22 protein-coding genes are annotated in these 18,153 nt (G+C 51.1%); 6 read left to right on the top strand and 16 right to left on the bottom strand.

What is annotated here, in order from left to right; genetic code table 11:
- Window positions 1–141: 141 nt before the first annotated feature.
- On the bottom strand, window positions 142–1,056 hold the full coding sequence (locus MKY64_RS07385; protein WP_340951907.1) for a hypothetical protein: 915 nt from the start codon (window positions 1,054–1,056) through the stop codon (window positions 142–144).
- Window positions 1,057–1,195: 139 nt separating this feature from the next.
- Here MKY64_RS07385 and MKY64_RS07380 point away from each other — a divergent pair, with 139 nt between their 5' ends.
- The gene (locus MKY64_RS07380) at window positions 1,196–1,726 is read left to right on the top strand and encodes a GNAT family N-acetyltransferase (RefSeq protein ID WP_340951906.1); all 531 of its coding nucleotides are present in this window, start codon (window positions 1,196–1,198) and stop codon (window positions 1,724–1,726) included.
- Window positions 1,727–1,730: 4 nt separating this feature from the next.
- Here the strand turns inward: MKY64_RS07380 and MKY64_RS07375 are convergent, their stop codons facing one another.
- Window positions 1,731–3,320, bottom strand: a complete 1,590-nt coding sequence (locus tag MKY64_RS07375) for a PucR family transcriptional regulator (protein WP_340951904.1) — start codon at window positions 3,318–3,320, stop codon at window positions 1,731–1,733.
- Window positions 3,321–3,452: 132 nt separating this feature from the next.
- Here MKY64_RS07375 and MKY64_RS07370 point away from each other — a divergent pair, with 132 nt between their 5' ends.
- Together MKY64_RS07370 and MKY64_RS07365 are read left to right on the top strand one after the other, a co-directional pair.
- Complete coding sequence (locus MKY64_RS07370) at window positions 3,453–4,238, top strand: acetoacetate decarboxylase family protein (protein WP_340951902.1); 786 nt, start codon at window positions 3,453–3,455, stop codon at window positions 4,236–4,238.
- A 13-nt stretch (window positions 4,239–4,251) separates the two neighbouring features.
- A complete protein-coding gene (locus MKY64_RS07365) occupies window positions 4,252–5,016 on the top strand; it encodes an SDR family NAD(P)-dependent oxidoreductase (protein ID WP_340951900.1) in 765 nt (254 codons plus the stop codon).
- A 147-nt stretch (window positions 5,017–5,163) separates the two neighbouring features.
- Here the strand turns inward: MKY64_RS07365 and MKY64_RS07360 are convergent, their stop codons facing one another.
- The 5 genes from MKY64_RS07360 to MKY64_RS07340 are packed head-to-tail and all read right to left on the bottom strand — an operon-like array spanning window position 5,164 to window position 8,008.
- Window positions 5,164–5,781 carry an HAD family hydrolase gene (locus tag MKY64_RS07360; RefSeq protein ID WP_340951899.1) on the bottom strand — a complete coding sequence of 206 codons (618 nt, stop codon included), beginning with the start codon at window positions 5,779–5,781 and terminating at the stop codon, window positions 5,164–5,166.
- A gap of 23 nt (window positions 5,782–5,804) precedes the next feature.
- The gene (locus MKY64_RS07355) at window positions 5,805–6,419 is read right to left on the bottom strand and encodes a class I SAM-dependent methyltransferase (protein ID WP_209869629.1); all 615 of its coding nucleotides are present in this window, start codon (window positions 6,417–6,419) and stop codon (window positions 5,805–5,807) included.
- Window positions 6,420–6,440: 21 nt separating this feature from the next.
- On the bottom strand, window positions 6,441–7,073 hold the full coding sequence (locus MKY64_RS07350) for a pyridoxamine 5'-phosphate oxidase family protein (protein WP_076086074.1): 633 nt from the start codon (window positions 7,071–7,073) through the stop codon (window positions 6,441–6,443).
- A gap of 42 nt (window positions 7,074–7,115) precedes the next feature.
- The gene (locus MKY64_RS07345; RefSeq protein ID WP_340951896.1) at window positions 7,116–7,508 is read right to left on the bottom strand and encodes a VOC family protein; all 393 of its coding nucleotides are present in this window, start codon (window positions 7,506–7,508) and stop codon (window positions 7,116–7,118) included.
- A gap of 35 nt (window positions 7,509–7,543) precedes the next feature.
- Complete coding sequence (locus tag MKY64_RS07340; protein ID WP_340951894.1) at window positions 7,544–8,008, bottom strand: hypothetical protein; 465 nt, start codon at window positions 8,006–8,008, stop codon at window positions 7,544–7,546.
- Between the two features lie 214 nt (window positions 8,009–8,222).
- Between MKY64_RS07340 and MKY64_RS07335 the strand changes: the two genes are divergently transcribed.
- Complete coding sequence (locus MKY64_RS07335) at window positions 8,223–8,594, top strand: iron chaperone (RefSeq protein ID WP_340951893.1); 372 nt, start codon at window positions 8,223–8,225, stop codon at window positions 8,592–8,594.
- 67 nt (window positions 8,595–8,661) lie between these two features.
- Here MKY64_RS07335 and MKY64_RS07330 read toward each other — a convergent pair whose 3' ends face one another.
- The 5 genes from MKY64_RS07330 to MKY64_RS07310 form a co-directional block, all read right to left on the bottom strand.
- Window positions 8,662–9,159, bottom strand: a complete 498-nt coding sequence (locus tag MKY64_RS07330; protein ID WP_173132894.1) for a YcxB family protein — start codon at window positions 9,157–9,159, stop codon at window positions 8,662–8,664.
- A 74-nt stretch (window positions 9,160–9,233) separates the two neighbouring features.
- On the bottom strand, window positions 9,234–10,157 hold the full coding sequence (locus MKY64_RS07325) for a DUF7638 domain-containing protein (RefSeq protein WP_340951888.1): 924 nt from the start codon (window positions 10,155–10,157) through the stop codon (window positions 9,234–9,236).
- Window positions 10,158–10,173: 16 nt separating this feature from the next.
- The gene (locus MKY64_RS07320) at window positions 10,174–11,352 is read right to left on the bottom strand and encodes a PTS transporter subunit EIIC (protein ID WP_340958035.1); all 1,179 of its coding nucleotides are present in this window, start codon (window positions 11,350–11,352) and stop codon (window positions 10,174–10,176) included.
- Window positions 11,353–11,410: 58 nt separating this feature from the next.
- Window positions 11,411–12,967, bottom strand: coding sequence for an ABC-F family ATP-binding cassette domain-containing protein (locus tag MKY64_RS07315; protein ID WP_339310254.1), 1,557 nt, complete (start codon window positions 12,965–12,967; stop codon window positions 11,411–11,413).
- Window positions 12,968–12,990: 23 nt separating this feature from the next.
- Window positions 12,991–13,383, bottom strand: a complete 393-nt coding sequence (locus MKY64_RS07310) for a DUF3888 domain-containing protein (protein WP_340958034.1) — start codon at window positions 13,381–13,383, stop codon at window positions 12,991–12,993.
- A gap of 313 nt (window positions 13,384–13,696) precedes the next feature.
- On the opposite strand from MKY64_RS07310, the gene MKY64_RS07305 reads away from it, so the two are divergent.
- Together MKY64_RS07305 and MKY64_RS07300 are read left to right on the top strand one after the other, a co-directional pair.
- Window positions 13,697–14,215 (top strand): hypothetical protein, encoded by a 519-nt coding sequence (locus MKY64_RS07305; RefSeq protein WP_340951885.1) that lies wholly within the window; start codon window positions 13,697–13,699, stop codon window positions 14,213–14,215.
- 86 nt (window positions 14,216–14,301) lie between these two features.
- Window positions 14,302–14,826 (top strand): GNAT family N-acetyltransferase, encoded by a 525-nt coding sequence (locus MKY64_RS07300; protein WP_340958033.1) that lies wholly within the window; start codon window positions 14,302–14,304, stop codon window positions 14,824–14,826.
- Window positions 14,827–14,918: 92 nt separating this feature from the next.
- Here the strand turns inward: MKY64_RS07300 and MKY64_RS07295 are convergent, their stop codons facing one another.
- The 4 genes from MKY64_RS07295 to MKY64_RS07280 form a co-directional block, all read right to left on the bottom strand.
- Window positions 14,919–15,731, bottom strand: coding sequence for an ABC transporter permease (locus tag MKY64_RS07295; RefSeq protein WP_076081693.1), 813 nt, complete (start codon window positions 15,729–15,731; stop codon window positions 14,919–14,921).
- Complete coding sequence (locus MKY64_RS07290) at window positions 15,728–16,750, bottom strand: ATP-binding cassette domain-containing protein (RefSeq protein ID WP_339310259.1); 1,023 nt, start codon at window positions 16,748–16,750, stop codon at window positions 15,728–15,730. Before MKY64_RS07290 ends, MKY64_RS07295 begins: the two co-directional genes overlap by 4 nt.
- 181 nt (window positions 16,751–16,931) lie before the next feature.
- Window positions 16,932–17,363: a hypothetical protein gene (locus MKY64_RS07285; RefSeq protein ID WP_340951882.1), complete on the bottom strand. Its 432-nt coding sequence runs from the start codon at window positions 17,361–17,363 to the stop codon at window positions 16,932–16,934.
- Window positions 17,364–17,515: 152 nt separating this feature from the next.
- Window positions 17,516–18,088, bottom strand: coding sequence for a GNAT family N-acetyltransferase (locus MKY64_RS07280; RefSeq protein ID WP_340951879.1), 573 nt, complete (start codon window positions 18,086–18,088; stop codon window positions 17,516–17,518).
- Between the last annotated feature and the right edge of the window lie 65 nt (window positions 18,089–18,153).

Raw genomic sequence — 18,153 nt, 5'->3', positions numbered from 1 at the left:
TTTCTGTGATTTATGACGCTTTCGGCCTATAGGAAGATATGCCTTGCGGGTCTTCCCGCCCCTAATATGCACGCAAAAGAACCGGGCTGCTTCGAGATTAGCCCGGTTTCTTCGCTGTTTACACTCATCCCTACTTCAGACTCATAAAGCATTCAGATAATCAATAACGGCCTGCGTCCGCTTATCCCCGTTCTTCTCTACAAGCAGCAGGAAATCATCCAGCTGAGTCAGCAGTCTGCTGCCCTCGATTCTCTCGGGGCCTGCCTCCGACAGTGTATTCTCATAAGCGATGGCTGCCTTTTCAAGAATGACCTGGGTCTTCTTGTCGAACAGCGGTGTCTTGGTTGTGCCGTTGAACACAATCCGCTTGGCCCGTTCCAGCGCTTCTGTCATGGCCGCAGCACGGTTAGAGGTCTTATACGTCTGCACAAAATCCTCGTATTGCACAGCCCGCTCTATGATCTGGTACCAGTCCACCATCAACCTTTCGCCTGCCGCCATCGGCTGCTCCGACTCTGTCGCCATTAAGTCAATATAGACCTGCAGATCCTTACTGACATAAGGTTTGAAAACTTTGAAGCTCTTATAAGGAAGACCGGGCATGAATCCGCCATCCTGCACCAGCTTGTAGCCCATCCCCTCCAGGTCTTGGAGGACCACACGGACCTCGGCCTGTCTCACCTTGGAGCGTGCCAGCGCCATTGGCATCCCGGGCGTATAGATGTTCTTGATATTCAGTTGAACGACAGGCGCATTCATACGTTTGGTTGCCGTAGGCAGGTAAGCCTTCAGTGCATTCTCCAGATGCAGCACAGCCAGATTCGCTTCGAGCTGCGTCATCTGGCCGATCCGGTTGACCAGCGTGGCTTGGGCCAGGCCAAGGGACGAAGGCTTTTGCAACCTCTGTTCAAATAAAGCGAAAGCTGTTGTAGGCTTCACCGCCGCTGCCTCGATCTTCTGCGGGAAAGCGCTAAGAACGGTAATTCCGGTGCTAGTCAATAACAGTGCGGAGGCAAGCGCGGCTGCCAGGTTTTTGGTTAATCTCTTCGGCTTCATAGGCACACCCCTTCAATAAATAGACGTAGTGCTTATATTTTACCATACATTAACAACCGGGTTCACGGTTATAGACAACCCGATTATATGATCGCATAATAATAGTATGAAATATTGCCCATGAATAGGAGAATCATCAATGAACTTATCCGAACCTTTTACAACGGGCCGTCTGCATTTCCGTCTGCTGAATCAGAACGACACCGATGCCGTCTACAAGCAATTCTCGGACCCGGACATGTGCAGATACTTCAGTGAGCCGCCCTGCGATTATAACGAAGCTGTGGAGATTATTGAGCATTACGCCCAACCTGAAGGCAAAGGCCATCACCGCTATGGGATGTTTGACCGGGAGACCGGTTCCTTCATTGGCACCTGCGGATATCATTATTGGGACGCTGAGCGGAAGCAGGTGGAGATCGGTTATGACATCTGGAAGGACTATTGGGGGCAAGGTTATATGTCGGAGGCCCTGCCCGTACTTCTCGACACGTGCTTCACACAGCTTGATGTGGACTCTATCTATATCCTGACTCATCCGCATAACGCTGCTTCGATGGCAACTGTGCGAAAGTTTGGGTTTGAGGTGTGTGAGCCTTGCAGGGAAGTGGAGGAAGAGCCTCAGGTGTGTATGAAGCTAATGCGGGAGAACGCAGCTGCTGCCAAATAACAAATCAAGAGCAACAAGGGCTCCCTCCCCCATTGAGCTTTTCCAGATACTCTGTCATTTGATAGGACATATATAGCCTCAGTACCTGATCGATCTGGCGCAAATCAAGCTGAATCAGTTCGTCGATCTGGCGTAAACGGTACCGCAGGGTGTTGCGGTGGACGAATAGTTCGTCGGCGGTTTTTTGCAGCTGCTGGTTGTTCTTCAAATAGCAATAGAGGGTATGATACAAGTCGGCATGATGCTTCTCATCGAATACACGCAGGACCGTAAGCGCCGGATGGGTGACATCCCGGGAATCATGCTGCGCATGCGGGGACAACAGATCATACAGCTGCACATCAGCATACAAGATGCGCGGTTCCGCAGGCCAGACGATCCGCCCGATCTCCAGTGCCTTGAGCGCCTGCAGATAATATTTGCGGCAGTCTGTAAGGTCGGTGAATTCCCGGCTGATCCCCAGACGGATCTGATGGCTGACGAGAAATTCCCGCAAGCTTGGATCATACTCTCTTGACCTGGACGATGCAGTATCACCCTCACTGACCCCCACAATATACTCATGGTAAAAGATCAGCCGCTCCTCCCCGAAATGCAAGTGCAGCTGATCCCTTAAATAACCAGTCTGTTTGCCGGAAGCAGAGGCATCGTACCCCGCAAGCTCCAGCACCAGAATAGACAATCTGCCCTTAGGCAGATGCACTCCGCTCCGCAGGCTCTCCTGAATTAGTTGTGAACGGTTCTCCCCATTCTCCAGCAATTCATAGATCAGCTCTTCATATTCCGCCTGGCTTGAATTCCTGTAAAAGCTGTTCTTAGCCAGCTCCGCCGCCACCAGCCCGGCCGTAAAACCCGCCAGCTCATGATCCCTCCGCTCAATCGGGCGTGTGTCGCCCAGCACAATCACATTCCCGACAGGCTTGCTGCCGATCCTAATCTTGGCGACCAGCTTGGTCACCTGGCTTCCGCTGCATTCCACTTCATAAGCCTCCAGCGACTCTATGCCGGTCTGCACACTCTTCAGTTGGTGGACGGCAGCTATGAAATCATAGGAACAGTAGCCTTTGTGCAGATTATCGCTCCAGATGAGATCGGTAATCCCGCTACAATCCGAAGAAGCCAGAACCTTATAGCTTACATCGATGATAATCACCGGATTGCCCAGCAGCTCTGCCGCAGCACAGACGATTACATCCAGTCCTTTGCCGGCGACACAGGCCTCAAGCATTCTGCCCTTGGCCTGCTCCCGTTCAGCCTCTTCCAGAAACAGCTCCCGGGTCCGATTATAGAGCTCGAATACATCTTCCCCTGCCCCGAATTCCATACGGTTCTGTCTGCTATACATCTGCTGATGCTGGCCTGAAGCTGGCTCCACAGTATCATTAATCAGCATCAGGCTGGCCTGCTCCAACCCTTCTGCGTGATCCGGTAATCCGGACCGGTAGCCTACATAGATAAATTCAGGGGCAAAATGCGTCAGGCTCTTCGTAATCAGCATCGTATCTGAATATGCTGTCGTTATTGCTTTGTTCCACTGGATATGTAGGGCTTGCTTTCTAAATTGTCTGCTAATCTGTTCAAAGGTTACATTCATCGCTCTCCCCCCTTGATTATTATAGTGCGCCGCGCACAAGATTCCCATTTATTTTTATATTTTCCATATATATAATCACCGGAATAGTCATGTTACATTATTCGTGACCCTATAACACAGGAGGAGATTCAGATGAGCAGCTTCGTAAAAGATGTGAATGAGATTACCAAAAGAATCAATACACCTACGACCTTCTATAATGCCGAGACACTTACAGTCTATTGGGAGACTTCGCCCGAAGTGATCCGCAGCATTCTGCCCGCCCCGCTTACGCCGGGTCCAAGACCGCTTGTGCACGCTTTTGTTGCTAACTATCCCCGAACCAGCTTCTGCGAGCCTTACCGTGAAGCCGCGGTCTTCGTCCTGGCAGCCTACAACGGGCAACCGGGCACCTACTGCCTGTCCATGCCGATCAGCGATGATATCGCTATGGGCCTGGGGCGTGAGATTTATGGATTCCCGAAGAAGATGGCCGACATCAGTCTCCAGAAGGAGGATCACCATATAGCAGGCAGCGTATCCCGGCGGGGTACAGAATTCTTCCATGTAGAGGCTGCGCTTAGCGGGAAAATGAATGCCGGGAACGGACAGCGCATCATCTCCGAGCATTACGGCGGTGGCCTGCCTGTCTTCAACATGAAGTATTCCAAGTCACCGGATGGCCGCGGATTCGATCTTGGACCGCTGCTGATCCGACAGACAGCCTCTATGGATGTCAGCGTGCACACAGCGGCAGAAGTAGAGATTCACCTGCATGACTCTCCGCATGACCCCTGGGCCGAGCTGGAAGTCGTCCGTATGCTGGGCGGCATCTACACGGTCAGCAATACCGTCCTTGAACGCGGTGAGGTCCTGACGGCTGTAGATCCTGAACAGTTCCTTCCCTACTCCAACTTGCGCTGGGATTGGTGGAATTAATGGAGGTGCGCCGATGAGAAATTCATTTGATTTGAGCGGAAAAGTGGCGGTGGTGACGGGCGCAGCCGGGGGAATAGGGGGAGAATTGGCTCAAGCTCTGGCCGGGCAAGGGGCGGATGTTGCCCTGCTGGATGTAAGAGTGGACGAGCTTGCACAGGCGCTGCAACAGATTGAAGCCCATGGACGCCAGGCGCTGCCGCTCCAATGTGACATAACCCGAGGTACGGAGATTGAAGCGGCAGTAGCAAGCATTCTGGAGCATTTCGGACGGATAGATATCCTGGTGAATAATGCCGGAGTTGCCTCCGCAGGCTCTGTCGAGGAACTGTCGGAAGCGGAATGGGACCGGGTGATGGATACCAATGTGAAGAGTATTTATCTCATGTCCAAAGCTGTGATCCCGGCCATGAAGGAACGCAAGGCGGGCCGCATTATCAACCTTGCTTCCATCTGCGGTGTGAAGGGCAGCAAGCTAGCCGCCCTGCATGCCTATAATGCCTCCAAAGGCGCAGTCGTGAATCTGACCCGCGGCATGGGCGCGACCCTCGCTCCTTACGGAATCACGGTGAATGCGATCGGACCCAGCCTGTTCCCCAGCCGGATGACCCGCGCGCTCTACCAGGACCAATTTCTGGAGCAGTATAATACGCTATGCCCCATGGGCCGGCCCGGCAACCCCGATGAATTGAACGGCGCTGTCCTCTACTTCGCCTCGGATGCTTCCAGCTACACGACAGGCCAGACGCTATATGTGGACGGGGGCTGGACGGCCGTCTGAGCCAACCGTACCACTGGTACGCTATCCCCTGCGTATCCGCCGCATTATCGCCTGAATTGAATAAGGAGTTGTCTTCAAAGCCATGAGATGGCTGTAAGACAACTCCAGCTTTTGCAGGAAGAGATCCACCTTTATCCAAGGGCCGCTTCAGAACAATTCCAGCAGCCCGTCCAGCCGGTCGATCACATAATCATAACTGCTCACTTCGCCGAATCCATAACTCGCGTATACAAAAGGAATCCCTGCGAACTCTGCCGCCTTCCTATCCCCTTCGATATCGCCCACATAGACAGGACTCATCAGATGATTGCGGTCCATGACCAGCCTGATGTTCTCTCCCTTAGATAGTCCGGTTCTCCCCGGATTCTCGTAGTCTGTGAAATACTTCTGCAATTGATGATATTCATAAAAAGCCTCGATGTACCCCGCCTGGCAGTTGCTTACGATGAACAGCTTATATTTAGCCGATAATGCCTGAAGCACCTCTTCTACCCGAGCATACAACCTTCCGCCTTGCTGCGACAGAACGAGACACTCCATATCACAACATTCATCCATAATCTTCTGTCGGCTCTCCTCATCTGCATCAGGAAACAGCCTTCGGCCAACCTCCGGCACCGGCAGCCCCATAATGCCTTGTAAATTGTCTATCGTTACCTCTTTGGCTGCTCCCGTATAGCTGCTAATCACTTGATTCCATCCACCCACTACAGTCTCCGTCGGGTCCCATAACGTACCGTCCAGATCAAAAATAATACTATCCATTTCGCATTCCCCTCACCTTCAGATCATAGTTGTTGTTCCTCAGGTCCCGCCCAGATCAAATGCACCATATTCAGCGAATAGCTCTCCACTCTAGTGATCTGCATCCCCGACTCCCGGACCAGTCCGAGAATATCCCGGGTCTGATGGCATCCATAGATGCGGTACAGGAGCGGATTCAGCGCCCGTTGCAGTGTAGTGACCAAGAGGTTAGAACCAATTCCATGCTCCAGGAGGAGGATGGTGCCGTCCGGCTTACACCAGCGGTTCAGCTTCACCAACAGGTTCAGCGGGTTCTTATAGCTGCATAAGGACAGCGTGGAGACAATCGTATCGAACGAATGCGCGGCAAAGCTCATGTCTTCGATATCTGCACATATACAATCGGCTTCCAGTCTGTACTGTCCGGCGGCCCGTCTGGCCTTCTCAACCATGGCTCCGCTGAAGTCCACAGCCGTGATCTTGACGCCTTTAGGATAGAACGGGAAGTTCGCCCCGGCTCCGACGGCAAGCTCCAGCACCTCACCCTTCGCAGAACCGATTAGCTTCTGGCGCCAGCGCCGCTGCTTCGGATCATCTCTTTTACGGTCATAATCCGTGGCCTGCCTGTCAAAAATCCGTATCAGCCTCTCTGTATCCATCCCCGTTATTCACTCCCCTACTTAATACAGCCGCTTCTCGTAGCTCTCCTCTATACCTCGCCGCACCACTTCCTCCGTGAACTCCGCTGCATTCACATGAGCGGCGATGATGGCCGGAGCAGACGGGAGCAAAGCTTCAGCAGGCCAGGTGCCGGAGTCCCAGACCTGCGATCTTTTGAAGGCCTTGGCACAATGCATATAACATTCCTCAACCTTCACCCCGATTCCCAGCGCAGGCCGCTTGCCTCGGGCTCGCATCCGATCCAGGATAGGCTCATCCTTAATGATATAGGCTTGCCCGTTAACCCGCAGTGTCTCTTCAAGCCCCGGGATAATAAAAATCAGGCCGATATGCGGATTAGCCAGGATATTCAGCAAAGAGTCCAATCTGCGGTTCCCCGGACGTTCAGGAATGACCAGATGCCCTTCATCCAGCACCAGCACCGAACCGGGCGCATCCCCGCGCGGAGAGACATCGCATGAGCCGTGTTCATCTGCCGTAGACAGGAATAATAGAGGGGACATCGCTATATAATCACGGCAGTGATGATCCAGCTGATGGATCGATTTTCGCTTCACTACTTCACTCGGATAGCCCAGAAGCTCTCTGAGCTCATTTTCCGACGTCAGCATTTCATGAAAAGGTTTATTCATCCCGCATCCCCGCTTCTGATTATTATATTGACCCCACTCCGCCTAACGCCAGACCTGCATCCGTTCATCCAGAGTGGAAGTATGCAGCTCCAGCTGAATTCCATCCGGGTCCAGGAAATTCACCGACCAGCCGGTTCCCCGCTGAACAGGTCCTCTGACGATCTCAACGTGATGCTTCTGCAAGATGCCGACAGCTTCATTGAAATCATCCTCTGCGATATAAAAAGCTACATGATCCATCCCGGCGTATTCGCCTAAAGGCTCCTTGGTAACCATTCGTTCAAGCAGACAGATCCAAGCGCTGCCCCACTCCAAATAGGCATCTATTCGACCATGATGTCTAACGTTCATCCCCAGAATACCCTGATAGAATTCCAATGAAGCCTGAAGGTCGCGTACCTGGAGTGTGATGTGACTGAATCCGGAGACTTTCATTGATTAGTTCCTCCTATTCTCCATCCCTTAGTTAACTACAGCCATCTCACAAACTTCTTATGTACCACTTCGATCTGGTGCCGCTCCGCCCATTCCGTTAGCAACTTTATCCCTTGATCTTCCTGCTCGGGGAATCGAAAACAGTATTTATAAGTAACCAGCAGATTGGCTCTGGGCTTTACTGCGATCACGGGCAGCAAGTAGCCTTTGATGAAAATACACTTGATAGTAGAGGCTTCAATCTCTATATTCTTGATCTGCAGGGCTTCCGGCTTAATCTCTATGTTAAACGCCCTGCTAAAGGTAAACAAACGATATACCATAATCCCTGCAACGGCTATTGCAATTCCGATGACGAGATAGGTCACAATCTGCTCCAACAGAGTCGTTTTATCGACCCGAAGGAAAAAGCTTATCCAGAATAACATAAGGGCAACCACGCTTATAGTGGCCGGCAACTCAGCAGGACGTTTGCCTTTGAACCCGATCCTCTCCTCCATCCCATAACCCCATTCTCATTTATTTTGAAGAACAACAAGCTTCTTCTATCATACAGGGAAATGCTGGAATGAGGAAGGGAGCCCTACTCCTTCACCATTCAACACCTCCCATTGTGATGGTTAATCCAATTTATTCATTAAAATTTTTGACTATCCTGCGGCTACAAGATATTATGGAGGGCATGAGGGCTGACATAGATCAGGAGGACGAACCATGGATGTGTTTGCAGAGTATCTGGCGAAGATCGATAATCCGGTCCATCAGGCAACGGTCGAGGAAGTACTCACCTGGGTGTTGCAGGAGTTCCCGCAGCTCGAACCGAGAATTGGCTGGAACCAGCCGATGTTCACCGATCACGGAACATACATTATCGGCTTCAGTGTAGCCAAAGGGCATATGGCTGTCGCCCCGGAAAAAGCGGGCATGGATCATTTCGAGGAAGTCCTGAAGCAAGGCGGAATAGATCACACCAAGCTGCTGATCCGCATGAAATGGACGAATCCGGTGGATTACGGCCTGCTTAGACAGTTAATCGAGTACAATATTGCCGACAAGGCAGATTGCACAAGCTTTTGGCGGGTGTAGCTGCGGCTAATCATCCGCTCCCGGATACAGAAAAGGACATGCGCGGGTAGCATGTCCTTCTTTTTTGTCACCAAATCACGCCACTGACAATCTTGCGGTGATCTGACACATACGCTCTGAATTTATGCTCCTGTGCGGCATCCTCGAACGATTGCTTAGCAACGAACCAATACTCCTGTGGCCCATGGAACAGCAGATAGTAGCTCTGGTTCTCCCATACCCGGGTGAAAGAGCCCCAGGTCATGACGGACGCGTCCTTCTCCGGACTGAAATTGATCCCCTCTGCATCGAAAAGATATTCAAATTCCTTATTGTACCTTGTATCTGCCGACAATATCTTCGGTAAAAGCAAGGTTCGCATCACGATTGACATTCCCATGGTCAGAACCAGCGTAATCGATATGCCGAGCAAAATGACCGACTGGTTCTGAGTATACAGAATCATGCACACCGCTATAAATACCGCTTGAACGCCAATCGATAGTATAGATTTCCACGAGTGGAAATATAATGCCCGCGCCACCTTGGAAATATGCCGTCCATAATGAAAGCTGATTGTCTCCATCCTGCCACCCTCTATCTTTTCACTTCAACACTTATAGTAGTATAGCATCCAACGCGTAGAAAATCCTGCCCCGTTTACACTTCCCGCGTCTGTTCAGGATGATACAGAATTCGCTGGTAGTCCCAGTCCTTCGTGTCCATATCGCCCAGATACATCCGTTCATGCTCCGGCACAAGCTCATATTTGATTCTAAGCTGCTCTCTATAGTAATCACTCGGATTCTCCAGATATGCATAATAGGCAGCCCGGCACGCTTCATGCGCCGTTTGCTCGCCGTTCAGCTGCTTGTGGAGGTTATGCAGCTCTTTGAGCTTCTCCTGTGCATCGGCAGAGTATAGGGCTTCGCCTAATGTAACTTCGCCCAATTGCAGAATATGTACCTTTACAGGAGTATCCATTGTCGTGAAGAAGGTCTTATCTGCAACAAGCGCGTCCAGCTCCTCCAGCGTATATTCTGCGTCAGCAGGCAGGTTATAGACCGCTACCTTTCCGTCCTTGTATATCACAACATCGACCAGGTATACTGCGCCGCTATTCTTCATGAACAGATGGACACTTTTGCCCTCCGTCGTCTGGTAGAACATTTCGCTGTTGACATAGAATTCCGTAGAGGAAGGTGAATGCGCAATTCGGCGCGCTTCACTCTGCTCCTGCTCCCGGTCCGAAATCTCATAGATATTCGTATGGTCCGGGTTCAGCAGGCTCACTGTTTCCTGAATATGCTGGTAATAGCTTGCAGCGTTGTAAGTCCACTTTGCCGACTCTACCGTATACGCACCCAGTCCATGAATGGACAGCTGCTTCCCGGAGGGGACGGCCGGCGTTAACCAGCCTGAATTTATTTTGCCGGATAAGCCCTTAAGATCTGTAAGCTCCCAGCAGTTGACCATGCCGTCTTCGTACACATCTACATTAATATAGAAGTAACTTCCTCCGTTATGGATGATTCCGGGAATGGAAGTCCCTTCCACCGCCTTGGTTCTTCTAATCGCTCTCATGTGTAACCCCCCTTAGCTAGGATTTGGCAATTGGTTCGACGACTGGCTCCGGTCCAAGCTTCACGCACAACGTTGCAATCAGGGCTATCAGGAACCCGGTGGCACATGCGATCAGGAAGCCGCCGAACCCGTCCCCCAGATAAGCAGGCAGCGTAGCCAGTCCCGGAAAAGCGAATGAAATCGCGGACGAGCCGAACATCCCGACCATCCCGCCGCCAATCGAGCCTGCGCAGCAAACAATAATCATCGGCTTACGCAGCGGCAGATTGACCCCGAACATTGCAGGCTCCGTCACACCAAACAAGGCCGATATCGATGCCGACAAGCTTAGGGTACGGAACTGCTTGTCTTTGGCTTTGATGAATACTGCCAGCGCTGCTCCCGCTTGGGCAAAGGCGGCGGGACCCATCAGCGCGAGGATCGTGTCTGATCCACCCGTGCTGATGTTGTTGATCGCCAGCGGCACCAGACTCCAGTGCAGGCCGAAGATGACCATCGGCTGAATGATCGCCCCCAGCACCATTCCGGCGCCGACTGAACTGAGATTATACACTGTACGGTACCCGTCTGCCAGGGCGTCACCGGCCAGCGCCCCCAGCGGTCCGAATACCAGCAGCGTCACCGACGATACCACGATCACGGAGATCAGCGGAGTGAAGAAGCCGCGGATGACCTCCGGTAGTATTTTGACACAGAATCGCTCGACGTAGACCAGCAGGCCTACCGCCAGGATAATAGGAATAGCGCTTGCAGGATAATTCACCGGCTTGATGCTCATGCCCATAAACTCTATGACTTCGTTGTTCGCAAATAGTGTAGTCAGACTGGGATATAGCATAACCCCGCCTATAACGACCGCCGTAAAAGGATTGGCCCCGAATTTACGGGCTGCCGTAAACGCCAGCAGCAGCGGAAGGTAATGGAACAGGCTGTCCGCCATGGCATTCAGCACCGTATAGGTGCCTTCGGTCTTGCTGATGAGCTCCAGCGCAACCGCACCTGCGAGCAGACCCTTCATGATTCCTGCCGCGCTCAATATATTAACTATGGGAAGAAAAATACCAGAAATGCCGTCAATAATGATATTGACCAGACTGCGTTTGGATGGCTTCACGACTGTCTCCTCATTCACAACGTTCATATGATCCCCCTGCATTCTTACTCCACTGTAATACGAATGACCCGTAAGAGTCACTTTTTGCAAAGTACCCCTCCTACGGGTCAAGCTCTACACCGGCGTTATTGCCGGTTCTCTAGAAGACTTTCGTTGTCCATGATTCACAGTTCCAGGTATCGGTCACGATATCACGGTAGAATTCAGGCTCATGGGAGATCAGCAGTATGCTGCCTTTATAGGCTTTGAGCGCACGCTGCAGCTCTTCCTTCGCATCGACGTCGAGATGGTTGGTAGGCTCATCGAGTACCAGCAGATTGCTCTCCCGGTTAATTAGCTTGCAGAGACGTACCTTAGCCTTCTCGCCGCCGCTCAGGACAGCAATTTTACTCTCAATATGCTTGGTGGTCAGGCCGCACTTCGCCAGCGCTGCACGAATCTCAAATTGGGAGTAAGACGGGAATTCGTTCCAGATCTCCTCGATACAGGTGTTGTAATTCGATTCCTTCATTTCCTGCTCGAAATACCCGATCTCCAGCAGATCGCCAAGCCGGGCTGTGCCCGAGATAGGCTGGATCTGGCCGAGAATGCTGCGCAGCAGCGTGGTTTTACCGATACCGTTCGCACCGACGAGGGCAATCTTCTGCCCACGTTCCATGCTGAGTTCCAGCGGACGCGACAATGGGGAATCATACCCGATCACCAGATCCTTGGTCTCAAAAACCATTTTGCCGGAGGTCCGCCCCTGCTTGAAGTTGAACTGCGGCTTCGGCTTCTCCTTGGCAATCTCGATGACCTCCATCTTATCCAGCTTCTTCTGCCGGGACATCGCCATGTTGCGGGTAGCTACGCTGGCCTTGTTGCGGGCCACGAAGTCCTTCAGATCGGCAATCTCCTGCTGCTGGCGCTTGAACGCGGATTCCAGCTGTGACTTCTTCGCTTCGTACACCTGCTGGAAATACTCATAATCGCCCACATAACGCGACAGCGACTGGTTCTCCATATGGTAGATCAGGTTGATCACGCTATTCAGGAACGGAATGTCATGGGAGATCAGAATGAAGGCATTCTCATAATCCAGCAGATAACGCTTCAGCCAGTTGATATGCTGTTCATCCAGATAGTTCGTAGGCTCATCGAGCAGCAGAATGTCGGGCTTCTCCAGCAGCAGCTTTGCCAGCAAGACCTTGGTCCGCTGACCGCCGCTGAGATCGTTAACATCCTTGTCCAGACCGATGTCGGTCAGACCGAGTCCACGCGCGGTTTCATCGATTTTGGCATCGATCATATAGAAATCCTGGCTGGTCAGCATGTCCTGAATTGTTCCGACATCCTCCAGCAGCTGCTCCAGCTCCTCAGGGGTCACATCCCCCATCTTGCCGTACATGTCGTTCATCTCTTGTTCCATATCGAACAGATATTGGAAGGCCCCGCGCAGCACATCCCGGATGGATTGCCCCTGCTGAAGCACCGCATGCTGATCCAGATACCCGGCGCGCATCCGTTTCGCCCACTCCACCTTGCCTTCGTCCGGTTGAAGCTTACCAGTAATGATGTTCATGAAGGTCGATTTCCCCTCACCGTTAGCGCCGATCAGACCGATATGCTCACCCTTCAGCAGGCGGAAGGAGACATCCGTGAAGATGGCCCGGTCGCCGAAGCCGTGACTAAGCTTTTCTACATTTAATATGCTCATGAAGTTACACCTTTTCCTTTATTCTATATTCTCGTCATATTATAAAGGCTAACGCGCCACAACTCCAGAAGGTTTGTAAAAAAAGCCGCTTCATTTGTATCTTTTCTCAACATATCCAGGTAATTTGGCGGAAAACCGTGTACCTCCGGTCCCTTTATATGCTTATACTCTACAAGCTCAACTTGCGAAGATGAGATTCTATAAGTGAACAAATCCTCTCCCACACTGATATGTGGTCCGACTGTAGGGAAAGCCCTCAGTGTAATCCGAAAGCCAAAGCTGCGGAAACCGTTCACCCGCTCTATGTGTTCCACTTGAACCAAATACGGATAAAGTTGAGGACTTGTGATCAAAAGACTGAAATAAGCTGTCTTCAACCGATCATTCATATAGGGCAGCAATTGCAGCACAAGCATGTCTTGCAGTTGCAGCTCTCTGGAGTCAGCCTGCGGATTCTGTAAATGTGATGGCGGTTCTGCTGCGGTACATGGAGCCGGTGCAAGCCCGTCTGTTATAAGCGCGATAATTAGCAGGATGGTAATGACTCGCAGGTTTCTTTTCAGCGGAATCTCCCCTTGGTCAATAGGTATAGTATTAATTTGTCTAAAGGGGGATGAAGTATGTAAAAGCATATATTATATTGGTTAGAGGGTATTCAAATAATATAGCTCATAACAAAAAAGTGACAATAGCACAACGGGAGAATCAGACAATTAAGCGGAGGTAAGAATGTTAGAAATTAAGGGAATAGGAATTAGTGCCGTTAAATACGCACTCCTAAATTTCATGCTGGTCATAACCAACTTATTATTATATGCTTCAGGACCGGATGGGGGCGGAACCGGGGACCGTGAGGAAGGGCTGATGTTCTATCAGATGTACTTCATCTGCCTGCTTGCGGGATTTGTCATCTATGGAGTATGGTCCGTTACAGCAGGCAGATTTGAGAAAAAGACAAGAGGTCTAACTGCTATTCCTGTGTTATTATCCTCCGTTTGTATCATCAGTGTTTTAATTTATGCTAACCGTAAGTATAAGAATCTGTACGAGGGCGAGTTTGTGAATGCCGCTGGGTCTAAGGTCTTAGCACTCTACGCTGACACTTCCCTGTATCTGGTATACTTCCTTCTGCTGTTCGCTGTTTGCATCAGCGTGCTTGGAATTGTTAAGCGGAACAAATTATCTATACTGGGGCTTTTGCTGAATCTATCGCTGCTAGTACTCTTAAACCTAATACAATTTGTATAAAACAATACTCTCCATTCTCGCGGAAATCATGGCATGCTACGATGAAGCTACGCTCATTTGGAATCATGGAGGTGTAGAGATTGTATATGCAACAAGGTAACTTGGTCATCCGGGATGCAACTGTAGCCGATGCAGAGCTGTTATGCAGCTGGTGGAACGACGGAGCAGTCATGGCACATGCCGGATTTCCTAAGGGCTTAGGAATTACTGAACAAGAGGTGTTAACCCAATTGCAGACCGGGAGAGACTCTGAACGGAAAGGACGTTTGATTCTGGAAATCGATGGTGCTCCTGCAGGAGAAATGAGCTACAGTGCGGTTTCTGGACATGTGGCGGAGATGGGGATTAAAATCTGTGATTTCAATCAACAAAACAAAGGGGCAGGCACAGAATGTTTAGGTATGCTGGTCCGTTATTTGTTTGAAACACAGGGGTTTCACAAGATCATACTGGATACGAATCTTAAAAACACCAGAGCACAGCATGTGTATGAGAAACTCGGCTTCCGTAAAATAGCGGTACGAAAGAATGCCTGGGCAGATCAGCATGGGGAATTACAGACTTTTGTTGACTATGAGCTATCCCTAACGGAATGGACTCAAAATTCCTGACTGTGACTGGTCACAGTGTGTTCTGCTTTTCGCATACAAAAAAACGCCAACAGATGCATCCCTGCATTCGTTGACGTCTTACTGAACCAGACTTACGTCCGGCGCATATACGCACGCACGGTTATCGGAGCGAAGACCGCTACAATCACAGCGGCTCCGATCAGGGAGTAGACCAGATCACTGCCTACCGTTCCATGGTTCACCAGTTCACGGACAGCGGTGACCAGATGTGAGATCGGATTGTTATTCACGAACCACTGAAGCCATTTCGGCATCGTATCAACCGGCACGAAGGCATTCGAGAGGAAGGTTAGCGGGAATAACACGATCATTGAAATCCCCTGTACACTGGAAGCCGTACGGGCGATCACACCGAAAAAGGCAAAGATCCAGCTGATGGCCCAGGAGCATCCTATGACCAGAACCGCCGCCAGGGCAACCCCGCCGATGCCGCCTTCCGGCCGCAAGCCCATAATGTAGCCCATTACGAAGGTGAGTACCGTAGCAATCGTGTAACGTATAGTATCTGCTAACAGTGCCCCTGCGAGAGGAGCAATCCGGGCAATCGGCAGCGATTTGAAGCGGTCGAACACCCCTTTTTCCATATCCTCCCGTAGCTGGACACCGGTAACGACGGAGGTCGTGATTACGGTCTGTACCAAGATTCCTGGAATAATTACCGGCAGATAACTTGCCACATCCCCGGCAATCGCCCCGCCGAAAATATACGTGAACATCAAGGTGAAAATAATCGGCTGAAACGTGACGTCAAACAATTGCTCCGGTGTACGCCGGATCTTGAGCAGTCCTCTGTAAGCCATCGTAAAGGAATTACGTACCGCTTGGCCGAAGCTGGTATGGTTTTTCAAATTACGGTCTACACCCGGCTTAATTAAAGTACTCATGCTAATACTCCCTCCTTCTTCTGTGTACTATCCGGGACAAGCCCCGCCTCTTCCTTGACGCCATGACCGGTTAGGGTCAGGAATACTTCATCCAGCGTTGGCTTCTGCACACTCATCTCAAGCAGCGGTATGCTTGCTTCACGAAGTGCGATCAGCAGATCGGTTACCCGGTCCACGTTCCCCATCGGTGCGATAATTTTGGCTGCTTCTGCCGACAGGTTAGAGCGTACCTGAAGCACCTGCTCCACAATCTGCCGCGCCTTCAGCAACTGCTGCGGATGGACCACCTTCAGGTGAAGCGAGGAGTTGCCAACCGAGCTCTTGAGTTCATCAACTGTTCCCTCTGCGACCACCTTACCGGTATCAATCACGGCAATCCGGTCCGCCAGCTGATCCGCTTCTTCAAGATATTGGGTCGTCAGCAGGACCGTTGATCCCGTATTCACCAGCTTGCGGATCGTCTCCCACATCTGATTGCGCGTCCGGGGATCAAGCCCCGTTGTCGGCTCATCCAGGAAAATGAGCGGAGGCTGCGCAATTAGACTGGCCGCCAGATCCAGCCGCCGGCGCATCCCGCCGGAGAAGTTCTTCAAGGGGCGCTTGGCGGCTTCCGTCAAGCCGAATTCCTCCAGCAGGTCAGAGGCCTTGCTGCGAGACTCCGCACGCCCCAGGCCATGCAGCCTGGAGAAGATGATCAGATTCTCAGTCGCGCTAAGCGACTCATCTACTGACGCATATTGACCCGTCACTCCGATTAACTGACGCACGATCTGCGGTTCTTTTGCCACATCATGTCCGAAGATACGCGCCGAACCTGCGTCAGGCCGAAGTAGGGTCGCCAGCATGCGAATTACGGTTGTCTTCCCGGCACCATTGGGACCCAGCACCCCATAGATCATTCCTGTGCCTACTTTGAGATCCACACCATCCACGGCCCGGTTGCTCCCGTAGATTTTGACCAATCCTTGCGCTTCAATGGCGTAGCTGCCGCCCTGCCCTGCTGATTGTGTCTGCTTCATGCTTTATTCCTCCTTGAATGCTGAATCTATAAGGATAGTAACCGACATATTTAAACTGAATTTAAACCTCCTTCTACTCTGTCCGGTTGCTGTTTCCCTATCCCATTAAACCAAAAATCCGATCCTTTGGGATCGGACTTGCGGAGTACGCTTGCAGTCGTACCTTTATATGCAGTTCTCCTTAGTCATAGCCGCCTTCCGCTTCGGGCAATGCCTGGTACTCTTCTTTACCCGCTACAATGTCCGCGATGAAGTTCCGCAGCTCCAGCAGCTTCTCTGCATCTTCCGTAAGCTCACAATTCTCGCCGGACCAGGACCAATTCCGTGTGAACCCGTTTACGGTGATCCTCCAGCTGTCTTCCTGGTAAGGGACCACCGCGCAGCCCTGCTTGAGGGACACAAGCTCCAGCTTCCCCATGATTCGGATGCCTCTCATCCGCTCATAGATGCTGCGCATTTCATCTTCGGTCAACGTAATATCCGCTGTGGCTGTTCCGTTCATGATCAGATCTTTTACCACGGTATCCTGATACGTATTGATCTCATTCTTGGTGACCTCCCCATACCCGTACCGGACGAGAAAATCGAAATCAGCAGGCATGTCTTCAGGCATCTCTCCCAATACCTCCGGCCGCTCAGGGGTAAGTTGTGTCTCCTTATTCGTGTTACAGCCAGCTATGAGCAGTACGACCAGCAGTAAGTAATATATGTGCTTCAGGTCGGTCCCCTCCACAAGCGAATTTTACAAAAGTACAGCATCCAATCTTAGGTATTATAGTTGTAGGCGGCTAAATATTTCGCAATGACTTCCTTACTCTCATGCCACCACAGAATAGGAACTTCGCCAACCTTCAACAGACCTAACTTAGCGGCCAGATGATTGGAGCCAGTATTGCCGGTATCACAATCCCAATATGTTGTTAGCTGCCGCTGACGGCCAAGCGCTATGAATTCTTGACACAGTCTGAACGCCAACCCTTGATTACGGTATTCCTTGTGCGTGATGATATCTGGTTCAATATAGCCGCCACCCACATAAAAAGTATTACAAGCGCTTACAAATCCGCTCTCATTCAAATAACAATAACCAAATGCCCTGTCCAGATAGGTCTCAGCCGAAGTCCACAGTAATCGGTAACTATCGTCCATCTCCTGAATGTAGCGTCCAAACAACTGCTCATCGATGCTAGTTAAAACAAATTCTCCAGAATCCTCCTGAATGTCAGCAGGAGCTTTAGCGTTACTGTTCATCTTATAATGTGTTCTACTGAGCTCCACTGTGTTGTCTTTCAAAGGTTCTTTCAGCACCGCAAGCCATTGACTGGAGGAGAAGTACAAATCATAGAAATTCGCGTGATTGGCCGGATTGGCATGAATTCTCCTTCTCTATGCGCTAAAAGATG

The organism is Paenibacillus sp. FSL R7-0210, from assembly GCF_038009085.1.
Lineage (GTDB): Bacteria > Bacillota > Bacilli > Paenibacillales > Paenibacillaceae > Paenibacillus_AQ > Paenibacillus_AQ silagei.
Note: the sequence above shows the minus strand (reverse complement) of the source record. Positions and strands in the feature narration are given on the sequence as shown.

Bases quoted from the DNA above. Each gene is read 5' to 3' on its own strand.
- MKY64_RS07385 (WP_340951907.1), bottom strand. From the start codon at position 1,056: ATGAAGCCGAAGAGATTAACCAAAAACCTGGCAGCCGCGCTTGCCTCC.
- MKY64_RS07380 (WP_340951906.1), top strand. From the start codon at position 1,196: ATGAACTTATCCGAACCTTTTACAACGGGCCGTCTGCATTTCCGTCTG.
- MKY64_RS07375 (WP_340951904.1), bottom strand. From the start codon at position 3,320: ATGAATGTAACCTTTGAACAGATTAGCAGACAATTTAGAAAGCAAGCC.
- MKY64_RS07370 (WP_340951902.1), top strand. From the start codon at position 3,453: ATGAGCAGCTTCGTAAAAGATGTGAATGAGATTACCAAAAGAATCAAT.
- MKY64_RS07365 (WP_340951900.1), top strand. From the start codon at position 4,252: ATGAGAAATTCATTTGATTTGAGCGGAAAAGTGGCGGTGGTGACGGGC.
- MKY64_RS07360 (WP_340951899.1), bottom strand. From the start codon at position 5,781: ATGGATAGTATTATTTTTGATCTGGACGGTACGTTATGGGACCCGACG.
- MKY64_RS07355 (WP_209869629.1), bottom strand. From the start codon at position 6,419: ATGGATACAGAGAGGCTGATACGGATTTTTGACAGGCAGGCCACGGAT.
- MKY64_RS07350 (WP_076086074.1), bottom strand. From the start codon at position 7,073: ATGAATAAACCTTTTCATGAAATGCTGACGTCGGAAAATGAGCTCAGA.
- MKY64_RS07345 (WP_340951896.1), bottom strand. From the start codon at position 7,508: ATGAAAGTCTCCGGATTCAGTCACATCACACTCCAGGTACGCGACCTT.
- MKY64_RS07340 (WP_340951894.1), bottom strand. From the start codon at position 8,008: ATGGAGGAGAGGATCGGGTTCAAAGGCAAACGTCCTGCTGAGTTGCCG.
- MKY64_RS07335 (WP_340951893.1), top strand. From the start codon at position 8,223: ATGGATGTGTTTGCAGAGTATCTGGCGAAGATCGATAATCCGGTCCAT.
- MKY64_RS07330 (WP_173132894.1), bottom strand. From the start codon at position 9,159: ATGGAGACAATCAGCTTTCATTATGGACGGCATATTTCCAAGGTGGCG.
- MKY64_RS07325 (WP_340951888.1), bottom strand. From the start codon at position 10,157: ATGAGAGCGATTAGAAGAACCAAGGCGGTGGAAGGGACTTCCATTCCC.
- MKY64_RS07315 (WP_339310254.1), bottom strand. From the start codon at position 12,967: ATGAGCATATTAAATGTAGAAAAGCTTAGTCACGGCTTCGGCGACCGG.
- MKY64_RS07310 (WP_340958034.1), bottom strand. From the start codon at position 13,383: ATGCTTGTGCTGCAATTGCTGCCCTATATGAATGATCGGTTGAAGACA.
- MKY64_RS07305 (WP_340951885.1), top strand. From the start codon at position 13,697: ATGTTAGAAATTAAGGGAATAGGAATTAGTGCCGTTAAATACGCACTC.
- MKY64_RS07300 (WP_340958033.1), top strand. From the start codon at position 14,302: ATGCAACAAGGTAACTTGGTCATCCGGGATGCAACTGTAGCCGATGCA.
- MKY64_RS07295 (WP_076081693.1), bottom strand. From the start codon at position 15,731: ATGAGTACTTTAATTAAGCCGGGTGTAGACCGTAATTTGAAAAACCAT.
- MKY64_RS07290 (WP_339310259.1), bottom strand. From the start codon at position 16,750: ATGAAGCAGACACAATCAGCAGGGCAGGGCGGCAGCTACGCCATTGAA.
- MKY64_RS07285 (WP_340951882.1), bottom strand. From the start codon at position 17,363: ATGCCTGAAGACATGCCTGCTGATTTCGATTTTCTCGTCCGGTACGGG.